9 protein-coding genes are annotated in these 13,720 nt (G+C 42.1%); 6 read left to right on the top strand and 3 right to left on the bottom strand.

The features are described from left to right. From MHH46_RS06035 to MHH46_RS06050, 4 genes are read left to right on the top strand one after another with little or no spacing between them, the layout of a single operon-like run. Positions 1-498, top strand: coding sequence for a hypothetical protein (locus MHH46_RS06035; RefSeq protein WP_076128182.1), 498 nt, complete (start codon positions 1-3; stop codon positions 496-498). Positions 499-533: 35 nt separating this feature from the next. Then, positions 534-1,178, top strand: coding sequence for a hypothetical protein (locus MHH46_RS06040; RefSeq protein ID WP_076194735.1), 645 nt, complete (start codon positions 534-536; stop codon positions 1,176-1,178). 13 nt (positions 1,179-1,191) lie between these two features. After that, entirely contained in the window at positions 1,192-3,450 is a 2,259-nt protein-coding gene (locus MHH46_RS06045) for a PKD domain-containing protein (RefSeq protein WP_076194737.1), read from the top strand. A 12-nt stretch (positions 3,451-3,462) separates the two neighbouring features. Continuing rightward, positions 3,463-7,257 (top strand): hypothetical protein, encoded by a 3,795-nt coding sequence (locus MHH46_RS06050; protein ID WP_076128177.1) that lies wholly within the window; start codon positions 3,463-3,465, stop codon positions 7,255-7,257. Positions 7,258-7,343: 86 nt separating this feature from the next. Here MHH46_RS06050 and MHH46_RS06055 read toward each other — a convergent pair whose 3' ends face one another. Then, on the bottom strand, positions 7,344-7,976 hold the full coding sequence (locus tag MHH46_RS06055) for a hypothetical protein (protein ID WP_036681725.1): 633 nt from the start codon (positions 7,974-7,976) through the stop codon (positions 7,344-7,346). A 303-nt stretch (positions 7,977-8,279) separates the two neighbouring features. Between MHH46_RS06055 and tkt the strand changes: the two genes are divergently transcribed. Then, positions 8,280-10,322 (top strand): transketolase, encoded by a 2,043-nt coding sequence (gene tkt, locus MHH46_RS06060; protein WP_076128175.1) that lies wholly within the window; start codon positions 8,280-8,282, stop codon positions 10,320-10,322. Between the two features lie 33 nt (positions 10,323-10,355). Then, entirely contained in the window at positions 10,356-10,673 is a 318-nt protein-coding gene (locus MHH46_RS06065) for a pyrimidine/purine nucleoside phosphorylase (RefSeq protein ID WP_036681729.1), read from the top strand. Between the two features lie 1,583 nt (positions 10,674-12,256). On the opposite strand, the gene MHH46_RS06070 is transcribed toward MHH46_RS06065, so the two are convergent. Then, positions 12,257-12,469, bottom strand: coding sequence for a hypothetical protein (locus MHH46_RS06070; protein ID WP_076128173.1), 213 nt, complete (start codon positions 12,467-12,469; stop codon positions 12,257-12,259). A 169-nt stretch (positions 12,470-12,638) separates the two neighbouring features. After that, the gene (locus tag MHH46_RS06075; RefSeq protein ID WP_076128171.1) at positions 12,639-13,541 is read right to left on the bottom strand and encodes an NAD(P)-dependent oxidoreductase; all 903 of its coding nucleotides are present in this window, start codon (positions 13,539-13,541) and stop codon (positions 12,639-12,641) included. Positions 13,542-13,720 lie beyond the last annotated feature (179 nt).

A 13,720-nucleotide genomic window follows, 5' to 3' on the forward strand; every position in this document is an offset into this window, starting at 1 on the left:
ATGGATTACATTATTAAGCTGGCATTTGTCCTACTGATCTTTATCTACTCCTGGTTCTTTCAGATCCAGAATCAGGAGTGGGACCAGCTGCGCAGCATGTTAAAAGACGCAAATAATATCGCTGTTCACGATGCCGCACAGGAATTAGATGAGACCGAATTGACTCGTGGTCGTCTGATTATAGATCCCGAAGATGCGTACGATACTTTTCAGCAAACCCTACAGAACAATCTAGGCCTTGATAGCGGCCTTTCCCCCCAAGGGGGCAGTCGTTTTAAGACACAAGTAAAGATTGTGAAGTTCGATATTATTGACGATTCCGATGGCGTGAATTTTCCACTTTTATACGAGGATAGCGAATATGGCATAACCAAATACATCGCAGGTCCTTCGGTTATTGCCGTCATAGAGACGGAACACCCGGTTCTGATCTTCAGATCCAAAACACAACAGCCCATCAGGGTGCCAGCAGTTCAGGAGTATAAGTTCAATAAGTAAGAAAAGCCAATTAAAGAAAAGGGAGAGATTCAGTGATGAAGAAGAACATTTTAAGAGCAGCTTTGACTACAACAATGTTACTTAGCATGGTATCGGGGCAAAACGTGATTACTAACGCAGCAGCGGTTACACCAATAGCCGCAGCTACACCATCAGTTACAGCAAAACCTGCTGCTACACCAGCACCCATTATGAGGGATAACTTAAGTAAATATGGTTTGAAAAAGGATTTAGAGTTGCCGGTTACGGTTACGGCGGGTGGGCTTAGTTATACGCTGGAGAAGTTTATGATTTATGATTTCAAGTCAAAAGATGCACAAAATTTAGTGAAACAATTTAAATATGACTCATTTGGAGTAATGGTTAGCAATCCTAAATACTTGGTTTGGACTAAGATAATAATTAAAAACAACAGCAAAAGTATTGTGAAAAGAGCATTGTATGATCAAAAAGATAAATGGGTTTTATCACTAAAAGATGGGGGGGAATTAGACCCGATTTGGCCGAAGGTAAATGAAGAGAAAATCAACAATAAAAGTGCATTCTATTACTACACGCTCAAGCCAGGGGAACAACTATCCACTTATCAAGCATTTTTATATGAAAAAGATTTTGACTATTTTGCAATTCGTATGTATCATGCTGGTGGATTTGATGAAAAATTAATAGTCAACTATTAAAAGGACAATCAATATGAAAAAAGATATTTTAATATGTATGTGCTTTTTGTTACTTGTTCCTTTTGCATTCTCCACATCTGTGCAAGCTGCTGAAACAAAATTAACTTCAATTTCTGTTCCTATTACGACTGGTTTGCTTGGATCTAACAATTCAGCTAAAGATTTTTATTTGGAGCTACCTAATGGTATAACTGGCTCTTCTATCAAAACAGGCACTTTAAAATATACTGGATCTAATGGAAAAATAAGCATCTCGTTGGAAAATGGGAAAATCAAAGTTGCACTTAAAGGAGTGCCTAATCAAAAATATATTAGTAATGTAGTAGGATATAAAGCTTCTTGGAAAGCAATGTATAGAACAGACATATACAACTCGATTTGGTTGTATTCAGACGGAAGAAGATGGCAAATAAATCAATACGATGAAAGAAATGATCGGATGGTGACAGATGATAAAATTGCCACTGATGGGTATCCCTCAAAAAATCCACCTAGAACAAAGGTAACGGCAGGACCTTATCAAGATAAAGAATATCTAAAATGGTATAACGGATCGGTAAATGATGTTATTAATGATCAAGATATCATTCAATCTACTATAAAAGTTATTCCTTTTAAAAAATCATCATATGCAGACGATCCTAAATTTAAAAATGGGAGAATTATATTGAATTATATGATCCCTGACGGTGTTCCTTGGGATAAAGAAAGTAATGACGGATTATCTGGTAAAGCGGAAGGACGAAAGTATAAAGCATTCGCATCCTATTATTACACTGCAGACGCTAAAGTCACCACCTACAGCTACGGGGGAACAGTCAGCTTTGAATATGGTCTCCCAGATGAAGCTACACTCACAGGTTCTGCAATTCTAGAACAACCTAATCCAAACCCAATTAAGTTTGATAATAAGAATGTGCCAGTTAAAATCGCTTTGAAGGGTGAACTGCTATCCTATAAAGATATTTCGAATATTTCAGAATGGATTTTTTATGCCAAAGAGAAAGGCAATGACAGTTCACTCCAGACAAAAACGGTGTATACCAAAACTCTAACGGCAAACGAAACTTTCAAGTTTGAAATTCCGAAGGAGAAAGTGGCAGGTAAAAGTAACTACAGTCAAGAGTACGAACTAAGTATAGTAGTGAGATTTAAGAATGAAGTCGTGACCAAAAGAAGTAAGTTCGATTCGTTAAAAGAATCTTTTACAGTCAAAGCAGGAGTGTATACAACCTCAGGTCCTCCGGGAGGAGGGTTTCCAGGTCCTACATCACCGCCAGAACTACCGAGAGAGTTAAAACCTCCAGTAGCTCTTATAAATGCACCGAAAACTGTAAAAGCAGGACAAGAGTTTGTAGCCAGTGCAGCAGGGTCGTATGACCCCGATGGTTATATTACGGATTACTTTTGGGATACCCCTAATGCTAAGGGAGAAATGAGCACTTTGCCAAGGGGAACGGTTTGGTATGATAAAGACCATTTGGGGGAACAAACACTTGCTTTGACTGTAATGGACGATGACAAAATGACTGGAAGTACTAGCACTGAGATTAATGTCATCGAGCCAAAACCAGATGCATCTATCAGGGTAGATGGTACATTAAAGCAAAATCGAAAGGTTATCATACAAAGTTACGTTAGTAGCCCGACCCACTATCCATTAGTAGATGCTAAGACTAAAATCACCATCACAGCCGTATCAGGTGGAACGAATTCTGATATTAAATATAGCGGATCGCTGAACGGAGTATATAGCAAAGATGTGCTATTCAAGAAGCCAGGGAAATATAAAGCAACCATTTATGTGGAGAATACATTAGGGCTAACTGCGAGAAACGAAACAACTTTTGACATAGCTCCAGACCAGAAACCTTTTGCATACTTTACGATGGCTGGAACAGTGTATCGCAATCCTTCAGATGGTAATCAAGCGACCCTATCAATAGATGATATGTCGTACTCACCAGACCAAGATATGGTGGCTCGAAGGCTTTGGGAATACCGCTACGATTCTGATAACAACGGAAATTTTTTGGGTGATCCATGGGTTATTTTTAATAATCAGAATTTAGATCGTTTGAATCTCAAGGTAAAGGAAGTCGGAAAATACGAAGTAAGACTAACTGTATTTGAAGAGTTTGGCCAGCCGACCATCGAGGAGTTTGTGACGCAGACTGATCGGCAATCCATAGATTCAGAAGCTACACAAAATGTGATCGAACGGATCTTCACGGTTAAAAATCAGGCACCTGATGTCGATTGGTCATGGTAGAGAGGATTAGAGATGCAGAAATTAAAAAAAACAATTTCAACGTTTATGGCCCTTGTATTACTACTTCTTTCATTCCCTGAATTTTATTCGGGGAGTGCAAAGGTAGAGGCGACAGGTGACCCAAATATCATCAATTTTATGGATATCCGTCTTGAAGGATTTAATAAAACAACTCCTTGGGAGCCAGCTATGGGGAATATAGGATCTTTAAGTTTGAATATGCCTGCTATGACCCTAACCAATATTACTTTTGATCTAACAACAAGAATACTGCGCTACGATTATGTACCTGATGCGCCTGTAGTTTTAACATCAGGGGATATTAATTGGTACTATGATACGCAGCGTACTAGATTTCTTAATATTTACAGTTATATGTACAGGACAGATGGAAGTGGTAATACTGATTATGCTACTGATGCCTCATGGAGAATTGAAGAAATGCCACCTGTGAAAAGTTCGGATAGTCTTCAGTTTAACCTTGACAGAAATACAACCGCTTTTTATGAAAGTTATGCTTATCCAGCGAAGTATGGCATTCCAAAAGCCCTTAAAGTCGCACTAAGAGCAAGTGATGCGCAACACCAACCTAACGAATGGATGAATGGTTGGCATAACAACGTATATTATGATTGGGATAACATACCTCTAGTAATAAATTCAGCACCTACGCTCACAGTGACTACACCAAGCGAGCAGCAGCTACTGAATGAGCCAGGATTCAGTGGTATGAATATCGAAGGATATGTTCGAGATGTGGACAATAATGATCTAGTCGTTAGTGCTGAAATTCCTAATGTGTTCTATAAACAAGTCAATGTCCAACAGGCACTAAATAATAAATGGTTTTCCATCCCAATAGATGTTTTGGCAGACGGAATTCCTCCCGGACGACACAATATCATTATCAAGGTTGTGGATCCCTATAATTATAAGGATGAGAAATCGTTGGTCGTTAATGTATCCTATAGGCTTAGGAATAAATCCTTTATATTGATTAACACTCCTATAGACTTATCAACCACATACAAGGACTATGAAGGAGATTCTAAATATCAAGAACGCTATAGATACGACCATAACCCGTATTTCTTCGATAATTCGATGGGTATCATTTCGGATAGTGGGTTATGGCGTTCAGAAAGGTATACCTCCTTTCCATATAGCGGACTCTATAACGCAACCTTTCAAGCACGAGATAATCCTAAAAACGATGACAGATTCGATGTCTATCGTTTATGGAGCCGAGATAATTTATCTTCAATGACCTATCATGTTCATCGAAAGCCAATTGCATTGTTTGCTGCCAAACTGGCGTGGGGATCTCTTCTGCTAACAGATAGTTCCTACGATTTGGACCACATCACGGCTGTTAATAAGGGACTTATAGCTTGGCAATGGCAGTATAAAAAAACTGATTCTGAAATATGGACAGATGGTCAACCGCCAGCTCAATTACCGAGTTCTGGACAATATGACATACGCCTTAGAGTACGTGATGTCGATGGCGAAAATGGGTTGGGGGTCTGGAGCGACTGGTGTGTAAGGACGGTGGGGGCTGCAGGTAATCTACCTCCCGTAGCGTTATTTAGTGTTGATCCTAATATTGTTTCCTATCGTAAAGCTACTACCATAACAGACAAATCGTTTGATCCGGATAATGATCCATTAGATGTGTATTACTGGACGGTTATCAAAGACGGTTGGAACAAAGTTTGGGAGCATTGGGGTGGAGCTACAACGCCACCTAATATCGCAGCTTTTGGGATCGGTAATTATCAAATTAGTTTACAAGTGCATGACAACCGAGGTTTATGGTCAGATTGGTATCGCCAAAATGTCCAAGTGATTAATCACCCACCCGCAGCAGCATTTAACATGCCAGCTGAAGTATATCGAGACACTGTAATTACAATGGATAATCTAACACCAGAGCCTGATGAAGATGGAGATTCGCTTGCTTATTTATGGTACGCCAAACTCAGCAATAGTCCTTATTATTATGCTGGCAGTAACCGCAACCAATCTTTGACGATACGAGATCTTATTGCTGGAAACGGAATTTCACCGCAGCAGGCTATATCAGAAGGATGGGAAATGCGCCTTAAGGCAACAGACGTACCTAATCCCTCAAGTATTGGAGCTTTAAGTTCCAATGCAACACGCGTATTTACTGTTAAAAATCATGTTCCAACAGCTGCTATTAATGGTCCATCGGCAGTATTCCAATATGATACCCGACAATATACATCTTTTGATGAGGATGGAGATCCCTCCGACGTCGCTAGTCTGCAATACTTCTGGAAAGTAACAGATAGTGATGGCCTTACGCAATGGTTTCGAACTCCTAGTATTGATGTTAATTTTCCTGAGTCCGGTATCTATACATTGGAACACTGGGTTATCGATCAGATCGGTGATAAGTCTAATATAGCTACGTTGAAGGTGAGTGTTACTAAAAATCTAGCGCCCTCAATGACGTTGATAACCCCGGCGGGAACCGTAACCAATCCATCCGTTATAGATGCCGAAATACAAGGAGATCCATTAATTAAATGGAATTATACAGACCCAGAGAGTGATCCGCAGGAGAAGTACCGTTTAGAATTTTTTTCAAAAGACGGACTCTTAGTTAAGACAGTTGAAAACCTTGACACCACAGGTCAGCTGCGGCAGTATCAACTCCCTAACCATACATTTAATCGATTTGAATACTTCACCGTATATGGGCGGGCTTATTCCAAATTAAGCTGGTCAGAAATATCTAACGAAAAAACGTTTATCATCGACAATCCGCCGCAGCCCGGATTCACACTTATCACGGATACAGGCAGAGATGCTGCCAAAGAGCCGATTTATCGCACGGATCTTCTAAATATCAAGAGCAAAGCGACGGATCCAGACCTTCCAAAAGGAGATACGATCAGCCATAAGTATGATTTGAAATCATCTAACGGGACGGAAGGATTGGCTAGTACTCAAGCTGAATTTACGAAGAAATTCACCTCAAATGGCGTCTTTACCTTGAAACAAACCGTTACGGATTCTCTAGGACTGTATCGAGAGCTATCTCTGAGTATCACCGTAGCCAACCGTAAACCGACCGTAACGATAACGTACCCAACAAGTACTGACTCAAGTAAGCCTATGATCGCAAGTACGCTTACACCAATCATCAAGTGGGATTATCAAGATGAGGATGGAGATGAACAACAGCGGTATAAGGTACAAATTATCAACTTGGCGACAGGGATGGTTAAGGTTCAATCTGGCGAACAAAATTCAAGTGCCAAACAGTGGCAAGTGCCAACTGGAATATTGGTTGAGAACGAAAAATATGCCGTGGAAGTGGAAGCTTTTGATGGTTATAACTGGAGTAATATCTCAGCGCGTAAATATTTCATGGTTAATCTACTGAGTATTAAAGGTGGGGTCCAGCACACAGAGGAATGGAATAACAACCGTAAAGGCTACAATTTGAACAAGAGCGGTAATGAGGAGAGTCCAAGAGGCTACAATGTGTTTTGGGCAGGTGAGCGATTTATATTGCAAGGGATAGCAACCGGTCTACCTGATACTGTTGAGGTAACGATGACGGGAGGTTATTCTACGCAACTAAATCCAACGAACAGTGACAAAACCTTGTGGACAGGCGAATTATATGATCCAGCATTTGTGAAACTTCCCGATGGTCCAGTGAAATTTACCTTCACAGCTAAGAATGAGTACAATACCAAAATTGATACAGTTACTGTTGTGATCGCTGGCGATTGGTCCGAATATTTTCGGAACCATCGTGTGAAGTAATGATACATCTACGACTTTATCCTTTTTCCATCTAAAAAGGCTACGCGGAAATACGATCCGCATAGCCCTTTTTTACGAGCAATAACTTATATAACTCCTTCAGTCCGTTCTTCATTCATTCTCATCATTCTTGTCGCAACGGAAGGTGTATGTAAAGGTATATTCGTCGAACGTGCAGAGGCTCTTTGAGCTCTACGCACATAATAGGATAACTTGCCGCTGAATATTTTATGGGAACAGAGTGAAAGAGCGAAATCCTCCGGGGTAACAAAGCAGGAAGGCTTATTCACAGGCTGAACTGCGGTATTTTCAAATAAGGAAGCAACAAAATGAGAGCAGAAATAAGCGTTCTCTCGATCTATTTTAACATTTAGAAGTACGCCGATCAGGCCTAAAAGATGGTATTTATAACGTTCCTGATTTTTCATCATCCCTTGGACATGATTGTACATGGCATCGTATTCCGTGGCACTGACACGTAACTGATAAATAGAGCAATTTGCGCTGCTATAGAAAGGGTGAATGAAATTTTCTTGAATCAGACCCGCGACGAATGGATTGTGCATTTTTTTTCTTCCGAAGCTGTACACCTCACGTAGTTCACTATCAAAGGCGATCGAAGCATGGTTCAGATCAGCTTTTGTAAACCACTTAATGAAACCACTGAAGGCTGTACCTGTACCGGTAAGCACAATATAAACATCCTTTTTCGACGTCATGTTCAGAATTCCTTTCCACTTGGAGATATTGGATAATGAATGAAAATTTTACTTGAGTAACTCCATCTTACTTTATATTCGAGCATAGTAAAACAAACTTTAGTCGCAATAGAAAACTAGACCATAGGCTAAGTAAAAACCCGTCTCATGACATAGTTACTTTTGCGTATATAAATGCGTAGATATTGCAAAACATAAGCTGTCAAACAAAGAGTTTTTAAAAACAATTGGAATTGCTTCCACACTAGTGATACAATAAGAGTCAAAATGACATTCTTGAGATTTCAGAGGAGGAACTATTAAATGAGTGAACAAGAACAAGCGATCCAGAAGGAAGAAAACTCAACAGTAGATAACCTGTCGATTACAACAATTCGTACGTTGGCTATTGATGCTATCGAAAAAGCGAATTCCGGCCATCCAGGTATGCCAATGGGTTCTGCACCAATGGGCTACCAACTGTTTGCAAAAACAATGAATCATAACCCTGATCATCCAACATGGGTAAACCGCGATCGTTTTGTATTGTCCGCTGGACATGGTTCCATGCTTCTGTACAGCTTGCTGCACCTTAGCGGCTATGATCTTCCTATGGAAGAATTGAAACAATTCCGTCAATGGGGTAGCTTGACTCCTGGTCACCCGGAAGTTGGTCACACAGCTGGTGTTGATGCAACTACAGGTCCGCTTGGACAAGGTATTGGTATGGCCGTTGGTATGGCTATGGCCGAAGCTCAATTGGGCGCAACCTACAACAAAGAAGGACATAACATAGTTGACCACTATACTTATGCTATTTGTGGTGATGGTGACCTTATGGAAGGGATCTCTTCTGAGTCCGCTTCTCTTGCTGGTCATTTGAAACTCGGAAAATTGGTTGTATTGTATGATTCAAATGATATTTCCCTTGATGGTAAATTGAATCTTTCTTTCTCCGAAAATGTAGCTCAACGTTTTGATGCTTATGGTTGGCAAGTTCTGCGCGTAGAAGACGGAAATGACCTTCCGGCTATTGAAAAAGCTATTGCTGAGGCGCAAGCTGAGACTAGCAAACCGACTTTGATCGAAGTGAAGACAGTTATTGGTTATGGTAGCCCTAACAAACAAGGTAAAGGCGGCCATGGCGGTACTCACGGTTCCCCACTTGGAGCAGAAGAAGCTAAGCTGACCAAAGATTTCTACAAATGGGTATACGAAGAAGATTTCTATGTGCCTGATGAAGTTCGTGCACATTTTGCAGAAGTGAAGAAAAACGGAATCGCAGCTAACAAAGCTTGGGACGACAAATTTGCGGCTTACAAAAAAGCATATCCAGAGCTAGCTGCACAATTCGAAACAGTAATCAATGGCGATCTTCCAGAAGGCTGGGATGCTAACCTTCCAACTTACACTACTGAAGATAAAGCAGTATCGACTCGTGTCGCTTCCGGTAGTGCGCTTAACGGTCTGACTGCTGGCGTTCCTCAGCTAGTGGGTGGTTCCGCTGACTTGGAAAGCTCCACTATGACGCATTTGAATGGTTTGACATCTTTCACACCAGAATCTTATGATGGCCGCAACATTTATTTCGGCGTACGTGAGTTTGGTATGGCTGCTGCAATGAACGGTATTGCTCTACACACTGGTCTTAAAGTATTCGGAGGAACATTCTTCGTATTCACAGACTACCTGCGTCCAGCAATTCGTTTGGCATCGATCATGAAATTGCCAGTAACCTATGTACTGACACATGACAGTATTGCAGTTGGTGAAGATGGTCCTACGCATGAACCAATCGAACAATTGGCTTCCTTGCGTATCATCCCAGGTCTGACTGTTATTCGTCCGGCTGATGCTAACGAAACTTCTGCAGCATGGGCTTATGCTATGGAAAACAAAGAGAATCCGGTTGCTTTGGTTCTGACTCGTCAAAACTTGCCAATTCTTGCTGGAACCGTAGATGGCGTTCGTGAAAACATCAAACGTGGTGGTTATGTTGTCTCTGATTCCAAAAATGGCACTCCACAAGCACAACTTATCGCAACTGGTTCTGAAGTACAGTTGGCAGTTAAAGCGCAAGCTGCTTTGGCAGAAGAAGGCATCGATGTTCGTGTAATCAGCTTGCCAAGCTGGGATCTGTTCGAAAAACAAGACAAAGAATATCGTGATTCCGTAATTCTTCCAGGAGTCAAAGCCCGTCTTGCTATCGAAATGGCACAAACCTTCGGATGGGAACGTTACACTGGTGACCAAGGCGATATCCTAGGCATCACTACTTTCGGAGCTTCCGCGCCTGGCGATAGAGTTATGAAAGAATACGGCTTTACTGTAGAGAATGTAGTTAGCCGTGTGAAAGCACTTCTGTAATTAACTGAATAATCATTAGGGGGAGAACAAGTAATGAGTCAGTTTAACAACGCAACGATCGAAAAAGCAGCCAATGTATATTATGGCGGACAAGTAACCAGCCGTACGGTAATTTTGCAAGATGGATCTAAGGTGACACTGGGCATCATGTTGCCGGGTGTGTATGAATTTGGTACAGATGGTCCTGAAATTATGGAGATTCTGTCCGGCGATCTTAAAGTGCTGCTTCCCGGCACTGAGGTATGGCAGGAGATTAAGGGAGCATCAACGTTCAATGTTCCTGGCAACTCTAAATTTGCGTTGGAAGTATTTGAAGTAACTGATTATTGCTGTTCTTACCCGGTTCTATAGAAAACAGACTTTTCTAAGGGCTGTCCTATAAGTAGCTTTTTTCTATGAGTGAGACGACCCGGATTCAATTTAAAAATCGTAAAAGTCAGCAAGGCAGCGGTTCTCCTGTTATTGGAGGATCGCTGCTTTTTGTGTTGTTGGTTGGTGATATTGCTTGATGTTCAATTATGTATTCATCATTCTATTTTGAGGCTTAAGGACTCAAATGACGTTAGGGCTGAATCGGATCATCACCAAATTAGCACTGAGTCATAACCATCCCCACCGCGTACGGACCCAGATGACGTTAGCGCTGGATTCAACACCAATTTAGTATCGGGTCACCACCAATCCTACCGCTGTAGCACCTGGTCACCACTAATCCTACTGCTGTAGCACTTGGTCACCACCAAACCTACCGCTGAAGCACCCGGTCACCACCAATCCTACTGCTATAGCACCCGGTTACCACCAATCCTACTGCTTAAGGACCCAGATGACGCTATTAGCAAAATTATAGCCTTTTGAGCAGGTTTTCGGACACCAGTGCAGCTATTCCATGGAAATAGCCTCATAATTGGCGCTTTTTATGCCAATAGCGACTATGGAGTCCGATAGCATGCGAAATATGAGATTATGCTGCAAATAAGGTCAGCTGAGTCCGATGGCGCTGTGTCATCACCAACTTGGGCACCTGGTTAGCGCCAACCCACTGCGTACGGACCCAGATGGTGTTAACACTAGATCAACACCAATGTAGTACCGGATCAACACCAATCCTACCGCTGTAGCACCCGGTCAACACCAATCCTACTGCTGTAGCACCCGGTCACCACTAATCCTACCGCGTACGGACCCAGATGACGCTATTAGCAAATTTATAGCCTTTTGAGCAGGTTTTCGGACACCAGTGCAGCTATTTCATAGAAACAGGCTCATAATTGGCGCTTTTTATGCCAATAGCGACTATGGAGTCCGATAGCATACCAAATGTGAGATTATGCTACAAATAAGGTCAGCTGAGTCCGATGGCGCTGTGTCATCACCAACTTGGGCACCCGGTTAGCGCCAACCCACTGCGTAAGGACCCAGATGGCGTTAACACTAGATCAACACCAATGTAGTACCGGGTCACCACCAATTCTACCGCTTAAGGACCCAGCTGACGCTATTAGCAAATTTATAGCCTTTTGAGCAGGTTTTCGGACACCAGTGCAGCTATTCCATAGAAACAGGCTCATAATTGGCCTTTTTCATGCCAATAGTGACTATGGAGTCCGATAGCATGCCAAATGTGGGATTATACTGCGAATAAGGTCAGCTGAGTCCAATAGAGATAGCTGTGTACCGCAGAGGTTACTTAGTTAAAGGAGCTTAAGGTTTGGAGCGAGGGAGAGGTTCCAGAAAATACGGGATATACCGTAGTCATCAAGCGATCATCTTGGTAACCAATTTGCAACTAAACAGCAGCTCACCCAGTGACTCCTCCAGTAACTAAGCAGCAACTAAACAGCAGCTCACCCAGTGACTATCCAACAATTTCTCCAGTATCTATCCAACAATTCAGCGCTCCTTCAGTAACTTTTCTGAAATTATCTAACAACTCATCCAGTAACTTCTCCAGCACTTACCCAACAATTCAGCACTCCCTCAGTAACTTTTAAGCGACTATTTAGCAACTCATCAGTAACTCCACCAGCACCAATCCACCGTTTCATCACTAATACAGTAACTTTTGCGACAAACCAGTACTTCGCGACCTTCTTAGTAACTATCCCACCAACACCACCACAACGTTCTGAGTAACTCCACAGCAACCAATATTTTCTTGCACTACAACTGTTAATTTGGTATTATAATTATACAAACAAACGTTCGCATAATTGGTTCGACAATGGGATTGTCCATAAAGAAAAGACCGCATCGCAATATCATGTGCGAGGCGGTCGTAAATGTTCTTATGAAGTAGGTTTTGAGCTCTTGGATTTATTTATTGGATACATTTGCACCCATCTTTTGGCCGATCCACTCTTCGTAACATTTCACTACGGCAGAGAGATCTTCTTCACCATAACCTTGGGTGAATCCAGCTTGGAACATGCTTTTAGCCAAGCCCAGCATAGGAGAAGGAACGCCTGTTGAATCGCTATGGGCAGAGGCAAGCTTCAAATCCTTAAGCATTAGAGCGAGGGAGAATTGATTGCTGAAATCATCTTCTATGATTTTACGGCCTTTAAGCTCAGCTTGTTTGCTGCCCGCAGAACCAAGTTGTACTAGTTCCAGGAACTTGTCTGCTGGTACGCCTGATTTAACGGCAATGGCGAACCCTTCGGCTAGGGCAACATTATGAATACCTACCATAGCATTGTGAGCCAGCTTGGCCACAGCGCCGCTGCCGTTCTCACCCATATGTAGCAGCTTCTTACCCAAAGTATCAAAGATATCACGATGTTGTTCTATGACCTCAGCACTACCGCCGACCATGAACACTAAGGTTCCTTCAATCGCTGCTGGTTTGCTTCCAGTTACTGGCGCGTCTAGGAAATGTCCACCGCGCGCTTCTACAGCAGCGGCAATTTCACGAACTAGTCCTGGTGAAATTGTGCTGGAATCAATAATTAGTCCACCAGGCTTCACAGCATCAAGTATACCATCTTGACCATAAAACACTTCACGAACCGAATCATCATTGCTGATCATGGTAATAATAACATCCTTACCCTCAGCCGCTTCGCGGGGCGTGAGAGCAGTCTGGGCACCTTCTGCTTCAAGAGGTTTACACTTGGCTGCCGTACGGTTGTATACCGTAACCTGAAAGCCGCCATGTAGTAAATTGGAGGCCATAGGCGCACCCATTGTTCCGAGTCCGATAAAACCGATTTGTTTCATTTATATAGCCACCTTCCGTTTTCTTTATTCTATCACGGCACTTTGTCCAGCACCACAGCACACCTATGTCTTTTGATACAGGAAACGCTTCCAAGGAACTTTGGAAAACTTGGTTCTAATGCCCTCTATGTGCCCTAAGACCTTGCCAGTCAAGGCAAATTAAAGTATCCTAATTATAA

It is taken from the genome of Paenibacillus sp. FSL H8-0175 (assembly GCF_045040615.1).
Classification (GTDB): domain Bacteria; phylum Bacillota; class Bacilli; order Paenibacillales; family Paenibacillaceae; genus Paenibacillus_AQ; species Paenibacillus_AQ odorifer.

Excerpts from the sequence above, each read along its gene's own strand:
- MHH46_RS06040 (WP_076194735.1), top strand. The coding sequence starts at position 534 with ATGAAGAAGAACATTTTAAGAGCAGCTTTGACTACAACAATGTTACTT.
- MHH46_RS06035 (WP_076128182.1), top strand. The coding sequence starts at position 1 with ATGGATTACATTATTAAGCTGGCATTTGTCCTACTGATCTTTATCTAC.
- MHH46_RS06075 (WP_076128171.1), bottom strand. The coding sequence starts at position 13,541 with ATGAAACAAATCGGTTTTATCGGACTCGGAACAATGGGTGCGCCTATG.
- MHH46_RS06065 (WP_036681729.1), top strand. The coding sequence starts at position 10,356 with ATGAGTCAGTTTAACAACGCAACGATCGAAAAAGCAGCCAATGTATAT.
- MHH46_RS06055 (WP_036681725.1), bottom strand. The coding sequence starts at position 7,976 with ATGACGTCGAAAAAGGATGTTTATATTGTGCTTACCGGTACAGGTACA.
- tkt (WP_076128175.1), top strand. The coding sequence starts at position 8,280 with ATGAGTGAACAAGAACAAGCGATCCAGAAGGAAGAAAACTCAACAGTA.
- MHH46_RS06045 (WP_076194737.1), top strand. The coding sequence starts at position 1,192 with ATGAAAAAAGATATTTTAATATGTATGTGCTTTTTGTTACTTGTTCCT.
- MHH46_RS06050 (WP_076128177.1), top strand. The coding sequence starts at position 3,463 with ATGCAGAAATTAAAAAAAACAATTTCAACGTTTATGGCCCTTGTATTA.